This window comes from Nissabacter archeti, from assembly GCF_018257325.1.
GTDB classification, from domain to species: domain Bacteria; phylum Pseudomonadota; class Gammaproteobacteria; order Enterobacterales; family Enterobacteriaceae; genus Chimaeribacter; species Chimaeribacter arupi.
Genome location: NZ_JAERKB010000011.1, coordinates 40021 through 58327, shown reverse-complemented (window position 1 = coordinate 58327; position 18307 = coordinate 40021). Strand labels below are relative to the sequence as shown.

14 protein-coding genes are annotated in these 18307 nt (G+C 60.8%); 3 read left to right on the top strand and 11 right to left on the bottom strand.

The window, feature by feature from the left end; translation table 11 throughout:
* Positions 1–69 precede the first annotated feature (69 nt).
* Positions 70–1158, top strand: a complete 1089-nt coding sequence (locus JK232_RS16020) for a glycoside hydrolase 5 family protein (protein ID WP_212589398.1) — start codon at positions 70–72, stop codon at positions 1156–1158.
* 30 nt (positions 1159–1188) lie between these two features.
* Here JK232_RS16020 and JK232_RS16015 read toward each other — a convergent pair whose 3' ends face one another.
* The 8 genes from JK232_RS16015 to dnaB all read right to left on the bottom strand — a co-directional run bounded on the left by JK232_RS16015 (position 1189) and on the right by dnaB (position 13722).
* Entirely contained in the window at positions 1189–1542 is a 354-nt protein-coding gene (locus JK232_RS16015; protein ID WP_072932974.1) for an MmcQ/YjbR family DNA-binding protein, read from the bottom strand.
* Positions 1539–1961: a secondary thiamine-phosphate synthase enzyme YjbQ gene (locus JK232_RS16010; protein WP_101829058.1), complete on the bottom strand. Its 423-nt coding sequence runs from the start codon at positions 1959–1961 to the stop codon at positions 1539–1541. Before JK232_RS16010 ends, JK232_RS16015 begins: the two co-directional genes overlap by 4 nt.
* Before the next feature lie 150 nt (positions 1962–2111).
* On the bottom strand, positions 2112–3305 hold the full coding sequence (locus JK232_RS16005) for an amino acid aminotransferase (RefSeq protein ID WP_101829057.1): 1194 nt from the start codon (positions 3303–3305) through the stop codon (positions 2112–2114).
* A 63-nt stretch (positions 3306–3368) separates the two neighbouring features.
* A complete protein-coding gene (locus JK232_RS16000) occupies positions 3369–3989 on the bottom strand; it encodes a YitT family protein (protein WP_072933007.1) in 621 nt (206 codons plus the stop codon).
* A gap of 311 nt (positions 3990–4300) precedes the next feature.
* The gene (locus JK232_RS15995; RefSeq protein WP_072933005.1) at positions 4301–4768 is read right to left on the bottom strand and encodes an Lrp/AsnC family transcriptional regulator; all 468 of its coding nucleotides are present in this window, start codon (positions 4766–4768) and stop codon (positions 4301–4303) included.
* Positions 4769–5025: 257 nt separating this feature from the next.
* On the bottom strand, positions 5026–10440 hold the full coding sequence (locus JK232_RS15990; protein ID WP_212589397.1) for an Ig-like domain-containing protein: 5415 nt from the start codon (positions 10438–10440) through the stop codon (positions 5026–5028).
* A gap of 771 nt (positions 10441–11211) precedes the next feature.
* The gene (alr, locus tag JK232_RS15985; RefSeq protein ID WP_072932964.1) at positions 11212–12291 is read right to left on the bottom strand and encodes an alanine racemase; all 1080 of its coding nucleotides are present in this window, start codon (positions 12289–12291) and stop codon (positions 11212–11214) included.
* 24 nt (positions 12292–12315) lie between these two features.
* Positions 12316–13722: a replicative DNA helicase gene (gene dnaB / locus JK232_RS15980; RefSeq protein ID WP_072932962.1), complete on the bottom strand. Its 1407-nt coding sequence runs from the start codon at positions 13720–13722 to the stop codon at positions 12316–12318.
* A 275-nt stretch (positions 13723–13997) separates the two neighbouring features.
* Between dnaB and JK232_RS15975 the strand changes: the two genes are divergently transcribed.
* A complete protein-coding gene (locus tag JK232_RS15975; protein ID WP_212589396.1) occupies positions 13998–14987 on the top strand; it encodes a quinone oxidoreductase in 990 nt (329 codons plus the stop codon).
* A gap of 414 nt (positions 14988–15401) precedes the next feature.
* Here JK232_RS15975 and pspG read toward each other — a convergent pair whose 3' ends face one another.
* On the bottom strand, positions 15402–15620 hold the full coding sequence (pspG, locus tag JK232_RS15970) for an envelope stress response protein PspG (RefSeq protein ID WP_072932958.1): 219 nt from the start codon (positions 15618–15620) through the stop codon (positions 15402–15404).
* A gap of 202 nt (positions 15621–15822) precedes the next feature.
* Positions 15823–16839: a tRNA dihydrouridine(20/20a) synthase DusA gene (gene dusA / locus JK232_RS15965; protein WP_072932956.1), complete on the bottom strand. Its 1017-nt coding sequence runs from the start codon at positions 16837–16839 to the stop codon at positions 15823–15825.
* Positions 16840–17044: 205 nt separating this feature from the next.
* On the opposite strand from dusA, the gene zur reads away from it, so the two are divergent.
* Positions 17045–17569 carry a zinc uptake transcriptional repressor Zur gene (gene zur, locus JK232_RS15960; RefSeq protein ID WP_072932953.1) on the top strand — a complete coding sequence of 175 codons (525 nt, stop codon included), beginning with the start codon at positions 17045–17047 and terminating at the stop codon, positions 17567–17569.
* 351 nt (positions 17570–17920) lie between these two features.
* Here the strand turns inward: zur and JK232_RS15955 are convergent, their stop codons facing one another.
* A complete protein-coding gene (locus JK232_RS15955; protein ID WP_072932950.1) occupies positions 17921–18130 on the bottom strand; it encodes a CsbD family protein in 210 nt (69 codons plus the stop codon).
* Between the last annotated feature and the right edge of the window lie 177 nt (positions 18131–18307).

Here is an 18307-nt window from a genome sequence, read left to right as displayed (position 1 = left end):
ATAGAGAGACAGGACAGCCCTGCTCTTACCCCCCTCACACCGAGTTTTCTGGTTATCAGGAGTCCGGCAATGCGTGAGCAATGGAGTGAGCAACAAGCCAATACGTGGTACCAGCAACAGCGATGGCCCTGCGGGTTTAATTACCTGCCGCGCACGGCCGTGAACTGGACGGAACTCTGGCAAGCTGACACTTTCGATTCGCACACCATCGACCAGGAACTCAGCTGGGCACACGCCATCGGCTATAACCATCTGCGCATCAACCTGCCGTTTATCGTCTGGCAGGCGGACCGTGACGGCCTGCTGGCGCGGATTGACCACTTCCTGACGCTGGCGGCGAACCACCAGATGATGGTGATGCTGACGCTGATGGATGACTGCGGTTTCTCCGGCGATGAGCCGTTCCTCGGCCCGCAAAAAGCGCCGGAACCGGACATCCACAACAGCCAGGCCGCGGCCAGCCCCGGCCGCCGCACAGTGATGAACCGTGAAGGCTGGCCGGACATCGAACGCTATATCCGCGACGTGATCCGCACCTTCCGGGACGACCCGCGCGTGTTTATGTGGGATCTCTACAACGAGCCGGGCAACCGGGCGATTTTCATCGGCCCGGCGGAGGAAGTGCTGTTTGAACAGGAGCTGGAAACGTTCGCGCTGGAGCTGATGCACCAGGTGTTTGACTGGGCGCGCCTCGAAGACCCGACGCAGCCGCTGACGGTGGGGGCGTGGCACCTGCCGCTCAACCCCGGCCAGGCGACGCCGAGCTGGTACCAGCACCCGATTGACGTCGCGGCGGCACAGCGTTCAGACATCATCACCTTCCACGCTTACGTCGATACCCCGGCGCTGTTGCCGATCCTCGGTTACTGGCAGCAGATGCGCCGCCCGGTGATCTGCACCGAGTGGCTGGCACGCCATATCGGCAGCCTGATTGAACAACAGCTCCCGCAGTTCCACGCCCTGCGGGTCGGCTGTTACCAGTGGGGGCTGGTGCGCGGCAAAACCCAGACCTGGCTGCCGTGGCCGTTGATACGCAAAGAGAAGCGCGACGATCCAGCGCTCTGGTTCCACGATGTGCTCGACGAGCAAGGCACCCCGTTCCGCCAGGCGGAGATGGATCTGGTGCATCAGCTGACCGGGCAGGCCGGGCAAAAATAGCCTTTACCGCACCCCGGCAGGCAAGGCCGCCTATACGCCCAGATCGTGCCGCACCGCTTCCGGCAGGCTCTCCACCACCAGTTGGTAGGAGCTGTCGATCAGGAAATAAAACTGGGAATCGGGCAGATCGCCGTCAAGGAACAGGGTGTTCCAGTGGGCTTTGTTCAGGTGCTCGCCGGGCACAATCTCCGGGTGTTTGGCGCGCAACTCTTCGGCCAACTCCGGGCTGGTTTTCAGCGAGATCGCAGGCCGCTCCTGCACTGCGCTCACCATCGCAAACATCATGTCACCGACTTTGATCTGGTTGGCGTTCCATTGGTTATCTACGCTCTGTTCCGCGCCCGGCTTGGACATACAGTAGTCGAGCAGGTCCGAACTGTTCATTGAAAGTCTCCTTGTAAGGTAGCGACGATGCGGCGCTGGCCGCCGTGGTTGCGGTGCTCACCCAGCCAGATGCCCTGCCAGGTGCCCAGCAGCAGTTTCCCGCGCTGCACCGGCAGCGTCAGTGACACGCCCAGCAAGGAGGATTTAATGTGGGCGGGCATATCATCCGGCCCTTCATAATCGTGCTGGTAGTCGGCATTTTCCGGCACCTGCCGCAGGAAATGGTGTTCCATATCGGCACGCACGGTGGGATCACAATTCTCATTTAACGTCAGTGAGGCGGACGTGTGCATAAGCAACAGGTGCAACAGGCCGGTGTCCACTTGCGCTAACCTGTCCAGTTTGCCGGTCACCTCATCGGTGATCAGGTGAAACCCACGCGCTTTGGCGCTCAGGGTCAGGGTTTGCTGATGCCACATACATCCTCCATTTTTCACTCAGTTCCCTAAGTGTGTATCAACTGAGTGAAAGATAAAGGCGGCAGGCGGAATTTATCGGTATGGGAATGTAAAGGCGGGCGGCGTAAACGCCGGAAACAGGCAGGCCGGGCGCGGCCTGCCTCGGGGGGCTTACTGCACGGCGGCGAAGGCGTCAGCAACGCGCTGCACGTTGCCGTGGTTCAGGCCGGCCATGCAGACGCGGCCGCTGGCGATCAGGTAAACGCCGAACTCATTACGCAGGCGATCGACCTGCGCTTCACTGAAGCCGGTGTAACTGAACATGCCGCGTTGCGCCAGCAGGTAGTCGAAGTTGCGCCCCGGCAGGGACGTTTTCAGGCTGGCGACCAGCGTTTTGCGCATCTCCAGGATGCGGGTGCGCATCGCTTCCACTTCTGCCAGCCACTGTGCTTTCAGCCCGGCATCATTCAACACTTTCGCCACCACCTGCGCGCCAAAGTTCGGCGGGCTGGAGTAGTTGCGGCGCACGGTGGCCTTGAGCTGGCCCAGCACGCGGGCCGCGGCGTCATCGCTTTCGCACACCACTGACAGGCCGCCGACGCGCTCGCCGTACAGCGAGAAGATTTTGGAGAAGGAGTTGCTGACCAGGCACGGCAGCCCGGCGCGCGCCATTTCACGGATGGCGTAGGCGTCGTCGTCCATGCCGCCGCCAAAGCCCTGGTAGGCGATGTCGAGGAACGGGATCAGCTCACGCGCTTTGACCAGCGCAATCACCTCGTCCCACTCCGCGTGGGTCAGGTCAGAGCCGGTCGGGTTGTGGCAGCACGGGTGCAGCAGCACGATGCTTTTCGGCGGCAGTTGTTGCAGGCTTTCCAGCATTGCCGGGAGGTTCACGCCCAGGCGTTCCGGGTCATAGTACGGGTAGGTGTGCACGTTGAAGCCCGCGCCCGCGAAGATGGCGATGTGGTTCTCCCAGGTCGGGTCGCTGACCCACACTTCAGATTCAGGGAAATAGCGCTTGAGGAAATCCGCGCCCACTTTCAGCGCGCCGGAGCCGCCCACGGTCTGGATGGTGGCAATACGCCCCTGCGTCAGCATCGGGTGGTCGTCACCAAACAGCAGCGTCTGGATGGCCGAACGGTACGGTGCCAGCCCTTCCATCGGCAGGTAAACAGAGGCACCGTGCGGCGTGGCGGCCAGCACCTTTTCCGCCTGCTCAACGGCCTGCATCTGCGGGATCACACCCTGCTCGTTATAGTAAAGCCCGATGCTCAGGTTAACCTTCTGTTCTCTCGGATCGTGTTTGAAGCTTTCCATCAGCGACAGGATGGGATCACCCGCATAGGCATCAACATTATGGAACACGGTGCTGCACTCCTTGAATAGTCTGGTGTTACTGGGTAAATGGGCGGTGTTACGCGCCTCTGGTTATACGCTGTAGCGGCCGGGGCGATGGTTCATGGCGATGATCAGGTTCAGCAGGAACGCGCCCGCCACCGAGGCCAGCAGCATCGGCAGGCTTACCACAAACAGTGATGCCAGCACGATCACCGCGTCCACGCCCATCTGAAATTTCCCGGCACGGATACCATATTTGTCCTGTAGGAAAAGTGCCAGGATATTTACCCCGCCCAGGCTCGCTTTGTGGCGGAATAACACAATAAACCCGATGCCCATGATCATATTGCCGAACAGCGTGGCGTAAAACGGCTGCAGATGGTCAACGTGGATGAACAGCGGGTGCAGGTCGGAAAACAGGGACACCAGCCCGACCGCGCAGAAGGTTTTCAGGGTGAACTGCCAGCCCATACGGCGGATCGCCAGCCAGTAGAACGGCAGGTTAATCAGGAAAAAGGCGGTGCCGAACGACACGTGGGTCAGGTAGTGCAGCAGGAAGGCCATCCCGGCGGTGCCGCCGGTGAGCGCGCCGGACTGGCGCAGCAGGATCACGCCGAACGAGACCATCAGCGTGCCCATCACAATCGCCAGCACATCTTCCAGCAGGGTATGAGAGAGTTTCTGAGATTCAGGGGTAATCACATTATCCATCGGGTCGGTCACTTCATCAGATAAGGGGGCAGCCAGGCTGCGGACCCCTTTATCCAGCAAAAAACGCGCCAGCTTTAGAGAAAACAGCGCTTGCCGTCCCGGTATTTACCCGGAAGGCCGTTTTCTGCATTTTCCCTTTCGGCAATCTGTTGTTAACTTTCGATATCCTCCGGTAACGTACTTTGCACATTTTCCCTGTCTGGCGCGCAGGTTGCGCAGTGATTACGGTAATGCCACACAAATTTCGCACAACACCCGCTTTTCATGCACCTTTATTGCGCAGCCCCAGCACCAAAAAGGTGCAACGCCGCTTACTGTGGCGGCGTTAATAATCCGTTCTCTTTGAGCCGGTTCAGCACCACGGAGGTCTTGATATGGGCAACACTTTCATGGCTTGAGAGGATTTTGCTGATGAGATCGCTTAAACCGGCTAAATCGGCCACGGCCACCTTCAGCAGGTAATCGGCATCGCCGGTGGTTTTGTAGGCGTCGATAATCGCGTCCACCTCGCCGAGCATGGTGTGGAAACTCGCCACATAGGGCGGCGTGTGGTTAATCAGCCGCACCTCAATCAGCCCAATCATCCCCAGCCCTACCGCTTCCGGGGCCAGCCGCGCATGGTAACCAAGGATCAGCTGCGCCTGCTCCAGGCTGATGCGGCGGCGTGAACACTGCGACGCTGACAGCCCCACCAGCTCGCTCAGCTCCTGGTTGGTCAGCCGCCCATTGCCCTGCAACAGGGTCAGAATTTTCAAATCGAAATCGTCAATGTTGTACATCATCCCGGCCTGTTTTTTGAGTGGTCACACAGCCTACCTGTTTTTACGCACCCGGCGCTGCCTCTTTGACACGCCGCCGAAAAAACGGGCGATCCCACTGAATCACCGCCGCTTTTCCCACATAACTGTGTACCGTCAGTGGGTTTCGCGGCCGGAAGATCGCGCGGGTCGCCCGGTTTCACCAAAAAAAGCCCTTCCACGGGAGGGCGTGGAAGGGCAGCAGAGGTACATTTCTCCCCTTTCAGCCAGGGATATTGTTATTCACCGCCACAAACATAGGCCGTTTGGGAGGATTCCGGATAACCCGTCTGCCCGCCCAGGGCGAGGTTATAGGCGTAGTAGTAATTGAGTTGTGACACATCACTCTCGTTGGTCCAGTAGTCACTGGAGGTATCCCAGTTATAGGCGCTCATATTGCCCCACAGGTTGACCAGGCTGGTCATGTTCCCCAGCGTCGGCAGGCCGCCACTGCTCAGGCACGCCGCCACGGCGGTAGGGTGGTCGCCCTGCGCGCTGGAACCGGCGGTGTAGAACCAGCTGACAAAGGTCCAGTTCTCGGTGACCACCTGCTGGGTCAGGTTATCGGTGATGGTAATGGCCAGGGCGCTGCCGTTGCCGGGGTTGCTGTTAAAGGTGACGTTGCCGTCATTGTCTACGGTCATTGCCGGGTTGTTGCTCGCCCAGCTCAGGTTGCCCGAGCCACCGGCCAGCGTGATATGGAAGCGCGCGCCCGGCCAGGCGATGACCGGCCCCTGCCCGAAGGTTTTGCCGTTGGCATTGCCGCCGTTGGCATCCACGGCTTCACGCGAGACCACTGTGATCGGCGTGGTGAAGCTGATGTTGGCGGTGGCGGTTTTCGCCGGGTTCTGGTCCAGCGTGGCGGTGAGCGCCACGGCAGCCAGGGTGGTGGCGCTGCGCACGGTGGCGGTGCCGTTCCCACCGGCATCCAGCGTGACCGGGCTGCCGGTGATGCTCACCGCCGGGTTATCCGCCGCCAGGGTGACGGAGCCGACAATCGCATTGCCGAAGGCATCCACCACTGAGACCGCCACCGGGTTGTCGCTGTCAGTGGTGTAGATGCCGTTGCTGGACGGCGTCAGCGTCACCACCGCGGTGTTCAGATCCGGCACGAACTGGTACGGCCCGCCGGTACCGGTCACGCCGTTGCTCAGGCGCGCCGCCACCACGGAGGCCGTACCGGCCACGGTACTGGTGAGGTTGAAGGTCACCTGCCCGTTGGCGTCAGTGGTGCCGCTGGGCACGGAGAGCTGGCCGAAATCAGTGGTGTAGGTCACCGGCAGATCCGGCAGCACATTATTGTTGGCATCCCGTACCGTGGCGGTCACGATAATCGGCGTGGCACCGTCCGCCGGCACGGTGCTGGTATTGGCCTGCACCGTGACCACCGCGGTGGAGATGTCCGCCGTGAAGGTCACCGGATCGGCCCCGGTCACCGTGCCGTTCAGGGTCGCGGTCAGGTTCGCCACCCCGGCCGCCAGGCTGCTCAGGCTGACGGTCAGTACGCCGTCACTGCCGGTGTTGCCGCCGGGCGCGGAGAGCGTGCCGAGCGAGCTGGCCCAGGTGATCGCCTGATCCGCCACCGGGTTGCTGTTGGCGTCGAGCACCGTGGCGGTGTACGTCACGCTGTCGCTGCCGTTGGCAATCGCGGTGGTGCGATCCACCGTCAGGGTGGCGATAGTGGCAGTGGACGCGTCAGCGATAAAGGCCGCCGCCGGTGCGCCGACTGCCGCCCCGCCGTTGACGCTGCCGGTTACCGCGACCGGCCCGGCCTGGGTGCTCACCAGCGGCAGCACCATCTGCCCGGCGGCGTTGGTCTGCCCGGTGCCGCCGTTGGCGAAGGTGCCGCGATCGGTGGTCAGCGTTACCGTTTGGTTCGCCAGCAGGTTGCCGTTGGCATCCGCGACGGTGGCGGTGTAGGTCAGCGCGTCAGTGCCGTTCGCCAGCGCCGTGGTTTTGTCGACGGTAAGCGAGGTGATCTGCGCCGTGCCCGCATCCGGTGTGAAGGTGACGACCGGTGCAGCCGAGGCCGCCCCGCCGCTGAGCTGCGCGTTCACCTGCGCATCCCCGGCCGTGGTGCTGCGCAGGGTAATGGTCGCCAGCCCATCCGCGCCGGTGCTGCTCTGCGCGCCCGCCAGGGTGCCGAGGGTGGTGGCCCAGTTCACCACAATGTCAGGCAGCGCATTGTTGTTGGCGTCAGTCACGGTGGCGGTGTAGGTCACTGCGTCGCTGCCGTTTGCCAGCGCCGTGGTTCTGTCCACCGTGACGCTGTTGATCCGCGCGGTAGCGGCATCCGCGATGAAGGTTGCCGGCGTCGCGGTGACCGGCGTGCCGTTCGCCAGTGACGCCCCAACGGAGGCTGTCCCGGCCTGTACGCTGGTCACCGTGGTCTGCGCCTGCCCGGCGGCGTTGGTCACCGCGGTGACGGTGCCCAGCGTGCCGAGGTTGGTGGTGAAGGTGATGGTCTGCCCCGGCACCGCGTTATCATTGATGTCCCGGACGTTGGCGGTATAGGTGATGGTGTCGCTGCCGTTCGCCAGCGCAGTCGATTTGTCATGCGTAATGCTGGCGATGGTGACGGTGGCCGGGTCACCGGTAAAGGTCACCTCCTCCGCCGCCCGCGGTGCACTGCTGCCGGCCTGCGCATTCACAATCGCCGCGCCGGCTTGCAGGCTGGTGAGGCTGATGGTGGCGGTGCCGTCCGTGCCGGTGGTGCTGGCGGGTGCGGAGAGCGTGCCGAAACCGGTCGTCCAGTTCACCGTCTGGTTCGCCACCGGGTTGCCCTGCGCATCGGTGACCGTGGCGGTGTAGATCGCCTGATCGGTGCCGTTGGCCAGCACCAGCCGTTTGTTCACCGTGAGCGCAGTCACCGTGGCGCTGTTGGCATCGGCGGTGAAGGTCACGGTTTGTGCGGTTTTCGCCGGCTGGTTCGGGATGGTGGCCGACACAATCGCCTCGCCGCGTTCGGTACTGGTCAGCGTGGTGAGGTAGTGCCCTTCGGCGTTGGTGACGCCGGTGGGCGCCGCCAGCGTGCCGCGATCGGTGCTCAGGGTGATCGCTACGCCGCTGACGGCATTGTTATTCGCATCCACCACCAGCGCGTCATACGTCACCGGATCACTGCCGTTGGCAAGGGCGGTGAGTTTATCCGGCGTCAGCGTGCTGACTACCGCCGTGGCCGGATCGCCGCTGAAGGTGATCGGATCGGCGTTGATCGCCGCATTATTGTCGAGCCGTGCCGACACCTGCGCAATGCCTGCCGCCGCACTGGTGAGGGTGATGCTGCTGGTGCCGTTTACCCCGGTGGTGGTGCTCTGGGCAGACATATTCCCAAGCGTGGTGGCCCAGTTCACGGTTTGCGCCGGGATCAGGTTACCGTTGGCATCCACCACCGTGACGGTAAGGGTGACGGCGTCTGCCCCGTTGGCCAGCGCCTGGGTTTTATCTTCCGTTATCTGGCTGAAGGTGGCGGTGGCAGCATCCGGCACAAACAGCACCGGCGGCGCCTGCACCGGCTCCGAACCCTGCGGCTGCCCGGCCAGCGTTACCTGCGCAATCTCTATCGCCACCCCGGCCTGGGTGCTGGTCAGCGACACGGTGGCGATGCCGTCGGCATTGGTGGTGCTGGCCGGTACCGCATCCTGGCCGAGGGAGGTCGTCCAGCGTACCAGCACCCCTTTCACCGGCCGGTCGTTGTCATCCAGCACCAGGGCGCTGTAGACCACCGGGTCTGCGCCGTTGGCGACCGCCCGGTTCTTGTTCACCGTCAACTGGGCGATACGCGCATTACGCACCGCCACGGTTTCGTTGACGGTCACGGCGCTGAGCTGCACCTCGCCGACCGACGGCGTGACCACCACGCTGCCGGGGTTGTTGCCGGCGGTGAGCAGCACCTGATAGACACCCGGCGCGGTTTCATTGACGTTACCGAGCCGGGCGGCGATCGCCGGCTGGTTGCTGCTGTCAGTGAGGGTTTCTGCCAGGGAGAAGGTCAGGTCAGCGCCCAGCCCGGACACCGGGTTGCCTTCCGTGTCCACCACTTTCACCTCCACCAGCGAGGTGCTCTGGCTGTCCGCCAGGATGTCCGTCGGGGTCGCGGTGGTGGTGGATCTCACATTGTCGATCGCCGCGCCGTTCACGGTGATCAAGGACGAGGCGGTATTGGAGCGGTTGCCTTTGCTGTCCGCCGCGATGCCGGAGAGCGGGTAGCTGTTCGGGCTGCCGTCATATTTGAACGGCGGCATTTTCACCTGATAGCGCCCGCCGCCGAGATCGACCACGGCACCGCCTGCGGCGACCAGTTCGCTCTGCTGCCACTCAATGCGTGACAGCGCATATTTGGATTGCAGGGTATAGCCGATGTCATACAACTGCCCGCTGCGGCCGCTGATCTCCGGCGGCAGGCCGAGGGTGATCAGGATCTTTTTGCGGAACTCCATCACGATCTCGTTGTTGCGATCCACCAGGTCGAGCCGGCTGCCCGCCAGGCTGCGCCTCAGCGCCACATTTTCCGACGAGACCTGCTCATCCCACGGCACGCCGAAGGTGTAGTTGAACATCATGCTGTAGCGGGTGTCGTCCATCCCGCCTTTGCCCTGGCGGTAGTCCACGCCGAAACTCACCAGCGGCACCGGCGTATAGTTCACCCCAACGGTGATGGCGTGCGGGTCTTTCTGGCGGTTATCGATGCCGAACAGCGCCACGCTGTTGCCGTAGTACTGCTCGTACGCCAGCTTGCCGCCCACCTGCGGGTAGGCCGGGATATAGCCCTGCGCCATCACATCCCAGCCGTTGGCCGGGCGCTCCTCATAATCTTCCAGCTCTTCGGAATCCACCCAGTTGGTCAGGCGCATATAGACGTTGGTGGAGAGTTTCAGGTAGTCACGCCACGCCTCCAGCCCCAGCCCCATGCGGGCGTTATTGTTGGTGATTTCCTGATCGTAGAACGCGTTATAGCCGAACATCCAGCCGTTGTCGGTAAAGTGGCGCTGGCCAAGCCCGAGGTTGGCGATCACCCGGTCGCTGACGTCACGCACGCCGAACTGGGTGAAGAAGATGCGCGAGCGGCTCTGCCAGAGGGGCGTCAGCATATCCAGCGAGCTGGTGTCGAGGTCACTGCCGTCGGACACGGCCAGGTTGGCGCGCACGGTGCCGAACTGGCTGAGCCAGCCCTCCACCGTGGAGGTGGCAGCCTGCGCCGCCTGTGACTGCACAAAGTTCTGTGCGGCATCGCCGTTGCTGTAACGGCCGCCGGTGGCCTGGCCGAAGGCTTTGGCCTGCTGGGCAAAGATGCGCTCATCCGGCGCTTTTTCTTCGCTCAGCAGGGTGCCGCCCAGGCTCGGCAGTGCCTGGTCGCGCTCACTCATCGGGATCAGCAAAATATCCCCGCCACCGAGCCTGAGCATCGCCTCGCGGTTTGGCTGGCGGTACTGGTTCAGCTTCCAGAGGTCGTCCAGGGTCAGGTTTTTGCGCTGGGCGACAAGTTTCGCCGTTTCACCGGGTTGCAGGGTGTACATGCTGGCGCGGCTGAGGGTCTGCTCCTCCAGTTGTATGCCCGGCGGGGGCGCGGCGCGGGCCTGAAGCGGCAGCAGCACCACGAATAACTGGAGGAAAATTTGCAGCCATACGGTGCACAACAGCAGACAGCGATGCATGCGCACCGCCCCAAGAAGAGACGCGCCGGAGGAAACGTTCATTGTTATATCCCACCCTGTTTACCGAATTTTAAATAAAGCTGGCCCGCGTCTTTTTCAGCACGCATTCACGCGGGAATAAGAGGCCGGTTAATTCCGGCCGCTTTTGGGAAACAGACCACTGCATATATGGGCGAACAACGACCGGCATCGCCCGGCACCACAATAAAAGGGAAACGTAACAAGATTTGTCTGACCATAAACGTATAGTCTTTAATTAATACTGTCAAACACTGCTGCTTATTTTTAAGGCGCTGTTCTGCGCCGTGTTAATTTCGTCTCCCCGGCGGGTTAAATACAAGAAATCTTTTATCAAGTAACAGCAAGCCATTGTTTTCTAAACAATAAAAACAGAAACTATTTATCCCCACTTAAATTAACGCCCTATTTCTGTGAAAAGGTGAGCGTCGCCCTTGGGAAATAAAAATCAGGTTCACTTCACACTTTTATCAGTACAATCGCAGCGGGTATTAATGAGTTAATTGCGACGCAAAAAATAAACTTAATCATTTCCTGCCTGACTGGTTATGCTTTTTAACCATCCCTGTTTTATCATGCTAAATACAACCTGCTAATGTGGATGATAAAAATGCCGCGTGGGCGGGTAACCTCAGATAAGGGGATAACGATCGATAAGGAGGGACGGTGAAGGGAAATAAAAAGCGTTAAAGGGAATAAATAAACAGGCGGCACCGGGGCCGCCTGGGAAAATTTTTACTTACCGGCGGCGGTTTATTCCTCCGGGTACTCCATCGCCACCCGCGATGTCAGTTTGGTAATCAGTTCATAGGCGCTGATACCGGTGGCCGCGGCCACCCGCTCCACCGGCAGAACGTCGCCCCAGAGGATCGCGTCATCCCCGACCCGATCGCCGGCGTCAGGCCCGAGATCGACGGAGATCATGTCCATCGACACCCGGCCGACAATCGGCACGTCGCGCCCGTTGATGTGCACCGGCGTGCCGGTCGGCGCGCTGCGCGGGTAGCCGTCGCCGTAGCCGATGGCGATCACGCCGAGGCGGGTGTCGCGCTCGCTGCGCCAGATGCCGTTATAGCCCACCGGCTCACCGGCGCGGTGTTCCCGCACCGCGATCAGGCTGGCTTTCAGCGTCATCGCCGGGCGGAATCCGTGCTCTGCGGCATCCCCCTGCGCCAGCGGCGATACGCCGTACAGCACAATGCCGGGGCGTACCCAGTGCCGGTGCGCATCCGCCCACAGCAAAATGCCGCCGGACGCCGCAATCGACTGTTCGCCCGGTTTGCCCTGGGCAAAGCGGTCAAAGCAGGCGAGCTGGTCAAGCGTGGTGCGCTTTTCCGGTTCGTCGGCGCTGCTGAAGTGGCTCATGATGTTGACCGGCTGGCTGACGTTGCGGCAGGCGCACAGGCGGCGGTAGAAGGCGTCCGCCTCCTCCGGGCGCACGCCGAGCCGGTGCATCCCGCTGTCGAGCTTCATCCAGACTTTCACCGGCCGCGGCAGCAAGGCCTGCTCCAGCGCCTGGAGCTGCTCTTCGCTGTGCACGGCAGTGTCGATGTTGTTCGCCACCAATACCGGCAGATCGTCGGCGCTGAAGAAGCCCTCCAACAGCAGGATCGGTTTCACGATGCCGCCGGAACGCAGGGCCAGCGCCTCGCCGATGCGCGCCACGCCGTAGCAGTCGGCGTCTTGCAGGGTGTGTGCCGTTTCCAGCAGCCCATGCCCGTAGGCATTGGCTTTGACGACTGCGACCAGATGGCTTTGGGGGGCCAGCCGGCGCACCTGTTGCAGGTTGTGCCGCAGGGCGCGGCGGTCAATCACTGCGGTTGCCGCTTTCATGTCTCTTCCTTAGTGAGGGGGGCGTTATTCGTCGTCGTATTGCGGGCCGGCGTAGTTGTCAAAGCGCGACCACTGGCCGTTAAAGGTCAGCCGCACCGAGCCAATCGGGCCGTTACGCTGTTTACCGATAATGATCTCCGCGATGCCTTTCAGGTCACTGTTCTCGTGGTAGACCTCGTCGCGGTAGATGAACATGATCAAGTCCGCATCCTGCTCGATGGAGCCGGATTCACGCAGGTCGGAGTTGACCGGGCGCTTGTCGGCACGCTGTTCCAGGGAGCGGTTGAGCTGCGACAGCGCCACCACCGGCACCTGCAACTCTTTCGCCAGCGCCTTCAGCGAGCGGGAGATCTCGGCGATTTCCAGCGTACGGTTGTCGGAGAGCGACGGCACGCGCATCAGCTGGAGGTAGTCGATCATGATCATGCTCAGGCCGCCGTGTTCGCGGAACACGCGGCGCGCACGGGAGCGCACCTCGGTCGGCGTCAGGCCGGAGGAGTCATCAATGTACATGTTGCGTTTTTCCAGCAGGATGCCCATGGTGCTGGAGATGCGCGCCCAGTCCTCATCATCGAGCTGGCCGGTACGGATGCGCGTCTGGTCCACGCGGGAGAGCGACGCCAGCATACGCATCATCAGCTGTTCGCCGGGCATCTCCAGGCTGAAGATCAGCACCGGTTTTTCCTGCAACATCGCGGCGTTTTCGCACAGGTTCATGGCGAAGGTGGTTTTACCCATCGACGGACGCGCCGCCACGATAATCAGATCTGACTTCTGCAAGCCGGCGGTTTTTTTGTTGAGGTCCTGGTAACCGGTGTCGACGCCGGTGACGCCGTCGTGCGGCGTCTGGTAAAGCGACTCAATACGCGACACGGTCGCTTCCAGGATCTGGTCAATGCTTTTCGGCCCTTCATCCTTGTTGGCACGGTTTTCCGCAATCTGGAACACGCGCGACTCGGCGAGATCGAGCAGGTCTTCACTGCTGCGGCCCTGCGGATCGTAACCCGCATCGGCGATCTCATTGGCCACCGAGATCATCTCACGCACCACTGCCCGCTCACGGACGATGTCGGCATAGGCGGCGATGTTGGCGGCGCTCGGCGTGTTTTTGGAAAGCTCCGCAAGGTAGGCGAAGCCGCCCACCGATTCCAGATCGCCCCGCTGTTCCAGCGACTCTGACAGCGTGATCAGGTCAATCGGCTTGCTCATCTCCAGCAGGCGCTGCATCTCGGTGAAGATCAACCGGTGAGGGCGGCTGAAGAAGTCATTCGCCGCTACGCGCTCTGATACGTTGTCCCAGCGTTCGTTGTCCAGCATTAACCCGCCCAGCACGGACTGCTCCGCCTCCAGCGAGTGCGGCGGGAGTTTCAGCCCTTCCATCTGGCGGTCTCGGGGTTCGGTGGGTTTGCTGAAGGGTTTTTTGGCTGACATGGGTAGATTTGTTTCCTGGGGTAAAGGTTTCCTGCCTGTGAGGAGGGCTGCGGCAGACGCAGCAGAAATTCGACGCGTCAGTATACTCAATTCTCTTAACGCTTTCTGCACTATCCCTCTCGGTAAGGCGAAAAGCGCGCCCTCCCGGTGAGGCGAAAAGGGTGCTCACGCGATGAAGCGAAAAGCGCGCTCACGCGGTGAGGCAAAAAGCGCGGGCTGGAAAGGCTGCCCGCTTTGGCGTAGCGTGAAGGAAACCCCTAACGGAGAAAAGCGACATGGCTAAACGCATTCAGTTTTCCGCCACCGGCGGGCCGGACGTGCTGGAATATGTGGACTTTACCCCGGCTGACCCCGGTGAACATGAGGTGCAGGTGGAGAACCGGGCGATCGGCATCAACTACATCGACACCTATGTGCGCAGCGGCCTTTACCCCCCGGCCACCTTCCCGTCCGGGCTGGGCACCGAGGCGGCGGGCGTGGTCACCAAAGTGGGCGGCGGCGTCAGCCACCTGAAGCCAGGGGACCGCGTGGTCTATGCGCAGGCCGGGCTGGGTGCGTACAGCGAAGTGCATAACGTGCCGGCGGGCAAAGCCGCGCCGCTGCCGCAGGGGATCAGTTTCGAGGTGGCGGCCGCCTCGTTCCTGAAAGGGCTGACGGTCTACTACCTGTTGCGCCAGACCCACGAAGTGCAACCGGGCGAAGTGTTTTTGTTCCACGCGGCGGCCGGCGGCGTCGGGCTTATCGCCTGCCAGTGGGCAAAAGCGCTGGGCGCGAAGCTTATCGGCACCGTGAGCAGTGATGAAAAAGCCGAACGGGCGAAACAAGCCGGGGCCTGGGCGGTAATCAACTCCCAGCGGGAGGATATCGCGGCGCGCGTGGCAGAGCTGACGCAGGGTGAAAAGGTGGGCGTGGTGTTTGACTCAGTGGGCCAGGCAACCTGGCTCGATTCGCTCAACAGCCTGAAACGCCGCGGCCTGATGGTGAGTTTCGGCAACGCGTCCGGCCCGGTCACCGGTGTGGACCTCGGCATCCTGAACCAGAAAGGCTCGCTGTTTGTCACCCGGCCGTCACTTAACGGCTACGTCACCAATTATGAGGAGTTGCTGAGCGCCAGCCAGGAGCTGTTCGCCATGCTGGCCGGTGGGGTGATTCAGGTTGAGGTGCCGGAGAGCCAGAAATTCCCGCTGTCGGAGGCGAAACGCGCCCATGAACTGCTGCAAAGCCGCCGGACGCAAGGCTCAAGCCTGCTGATCCCCGGCCGCTGAACCAACTTCTGAAAAGCAAAGAGGGCTTCCGAAGAAGCCCTCTGATGCTATCGCGTAACGATAAACGCTTTCACGATAATTCATGCACTGTAGGAGTAGGGTTACAGCGGCACACCCAGGGGATGGTGTCACTTCAGCGACTATTGTCTATCCCGCTGGGCTGGATGAATCCGTCATTGCAGGCCGTGGCATAGCCGGCAATAGAAAGCTGGACACATCCTAACAGCCCGCTTTGTTAAAAAATATGGATAATGTCTTAAAACACCGGGAAATCTGCCGGGTTGTGATCATCACCGCAGAATAGTGCCTCAGGTCAGCAAATTTTTTCACCATCCTGTTACCTGATCGACGATTTATTACCCTGAAATGTAACGCTATTTTTTGAACAGCTGGGATTTGCCGTAACAGGTTCCGTTAATAACGGCGCAGTTTCGGCTTCTGCACGGCCCGGTAAATCCATACCACCGCTACCGCCAGCAGCAACCACGGTAACAATTTTATAACCATTGTGAACAAGCCGCCGACCATCATAAACAGGGTGGCCACCAGCAGCGCCGCCACAATGCCAATCAGTGAAACGCCGGTAAACAGCAGCATGGCAAAGAAGCCAATAACAAAGAAAAGCTCGATCATGGCAAGCCTCCAAAAAAGAAAAAGGTCTTCCCTGCTATTACAAAAAGCGTGCCAACTTCAGGCGGTGCTAACCCGTTGATAAAACAAAACACCCGCAGCGGCAGGCGGCGGGTGTTGGTGGAAAGCGCGAACAAGTGGCGAAAATAACGACACGTTATGGCTACGGTACGTTATTTCCCTGCCCTATTAAAAACAGCACTGCTTACGGCTGCGCCGGGCTGCCGTGCGGGGCGATCACGCATTGCAGCGCACGTTCCACCACGTCGACATCCGCCCCGGCTTTGTGGGCGTTTTCGCTCAGGTAACGTCGCCATTGGCGCGCGCCCGGCACTCCCTGGAACAAGCCGAGAATGTGGCGGGTAATGTGGCCGAGATAGGTGCCGCGTGACAGTTCCGCCTCAATGTACGGATAGAGCGCCCGTACCACGTCAACACCGGTGCGCACCGCGTCGTCACTGCCGAAAATTTCGCGGTCAACCTGCAACAGGATGCCGGGGTTCTGGTAGGCTTCGCGGCCCATCATTACGCCGTCCAGGTGGGCCAGGTGCGCTTTCGCCTCATCCAGGGTTTTTACCCCGCCGTTGATCGCCAGCGTCAGGTGCGGGAAATCCTGTTTCAGCTGGTAGACACGCGGGTAGTCCAGCGGTGGGATCTCGCGGTTCTCTTTCGGGCTGAGGCCGGAAAGCCAGGCTTTGCGCGCATGGAGGGTGAACATCTCACATTCGCCGCGCCCGGACACCGTGTCGATAAAGTCACACAGGAAGGCGTAGCTGTCCTGATCGTCAATCCCGATGCGGGTTTTCACCGTGACCGGAATCGACACCACGTCGCGCATCGCTTTGATGCAGTCCGCCACCAGCCCGGCCTGCCCCATCAGGCAGGCACCGAACATGCCGTTCTGTACCCGGTCAGACGGGCAGCCGACGTTCAGGTTCACCTCATCGTAACCGCGTTCTTCCGCCAGCTTCGCGCAGTGCGCCAGCGCGGCCGGGTCACTGCCGCCCAGTTGCAGCGCCACCGGGTGCTCCGCGTCGCTGTACGCCAGGTAGTCACCTTTGCCGTGAATAATGGCCCCGGTGGTCACCATTTCGGTATAGAGCAGCGTCTGGCGGCTCAGTAAACGGTGGAAATAGCGGCAGTGGCGATCGGTCCAGTCGAGCATGGGCGCCACAGAAAACGTGTGTGCCGGACGGGTCGGCGCGGTGCGAGAAGTTGTCATAACGAGATTGGGCAGTTCCGGAAGGTCAAAAGATCGCCTGTCAGCAACAGGCACAACACAGCGGCGCATCGCCGCAGGCAAACGTCTATTGTACAGCGATCGCGGCGATTTAACAGGCCACCTCTGCACGCGTTTTGCCGGGAGGTTCGTCGATTTGCGGTAAACGTGGTAAAATCGTCTCTTCTTTTGTGCCGGGAAATTTGCCATGAACTCTTCCATCCAGGACTCCCTCAACCAGGAAAAGCTCCTTGCTCAGGCTGAGCAGCTGTGCCAACAGCGCAATGTGCGCCTGACCCCCCAACGGCTGGAAGTGCTGCGCCTGATGGCGCTTCAGCCTGGCGCAATCAGTGCGTACGATCTGCTGGATCTGCTGCGTGAATCCGAGCCGCAGGCCAAGCCGCCTACCGTGTACCGCGCCCTCGATTTCCTGCTGGAGCAAGGCTTTATCCACCGGGTCGAGTCCGCCAACAGTTATGTGCTCTGCCACCACTTTGAAGAACCGACCCACGCCTCGGCGATGTTCATCTGTGACCGCTGCGGCCAGGTGACGGAAAAAACCACCGAAGGGATTGAAGAGATTCTGGTGAAACTGGCGCAGACGGCCGGTTTTGCGCTGCGGCACAGCGTGGTGGAAGCCCACGGGTTGTGCGCGCCCTGCCGGGAAGTGGAAGCCTGTGATGACAAACACGCCTGCGGGCACGATCACAGCATTGCCATTAAGAAACGGTGATTTTTCAGAAAGCCATTGTTTAAAAAACAGTTTAAACGTAAGGCATCAGCACCGGTCAGGCAGTGAAGAAGCAAAGGATTTTTAAGAAGGTTTTCAGAAGGCTTTCAGAAGATTTCAGGAAGAGTCCGGGAAAAAGTTCAGGCTCTGGGGGGCACGAAAGGGTACATCCTTGTACCTATCATCCGCTTCTTTGCTTATCGGGTAGGAGCAGCTAAAGAGCCCTTGGATCCTCACTTCTGGCCTGCCCCTGCATGAGTGGCATCATGCGTGGGAAGAGCAGGCCGGAACAGGGGGACGACAGCTATCGCGACACGTTACACCCTGCGTACTCTCTGATGTACTGTCACAGCACTACCATTTGTAGTTGTTGCTGTCTTCCCAGGTTTTCACTTCTTTTTCAGCAGCGTCTTTCTCGTAACCGTAGCGCTCCTGAATCTTACCGACAAGCTGCTCACGTTTACCTTCGATGACCGTCATATCGTCATCCGTCAGCTTGCCCCATTGCTCTTTTACGCTGCCTTTAAACTGTTTCCAGTTACCGCCGGCTTGATCTTTATTCATCGTAATCTCCTTATCTCATTCAGATGAGGGGTTATGGACATCACTCCATCGCCCGTTACAGATACTCACGGCAGGGGACCTTATTCACCGGGCTCAGAATTCATCCTTCACAAAACCCGTGGGTGCCAGTGTCAGCCTGGTATTTATGGCTGCCTCTGCGCCTGCCGTGTTAATAAC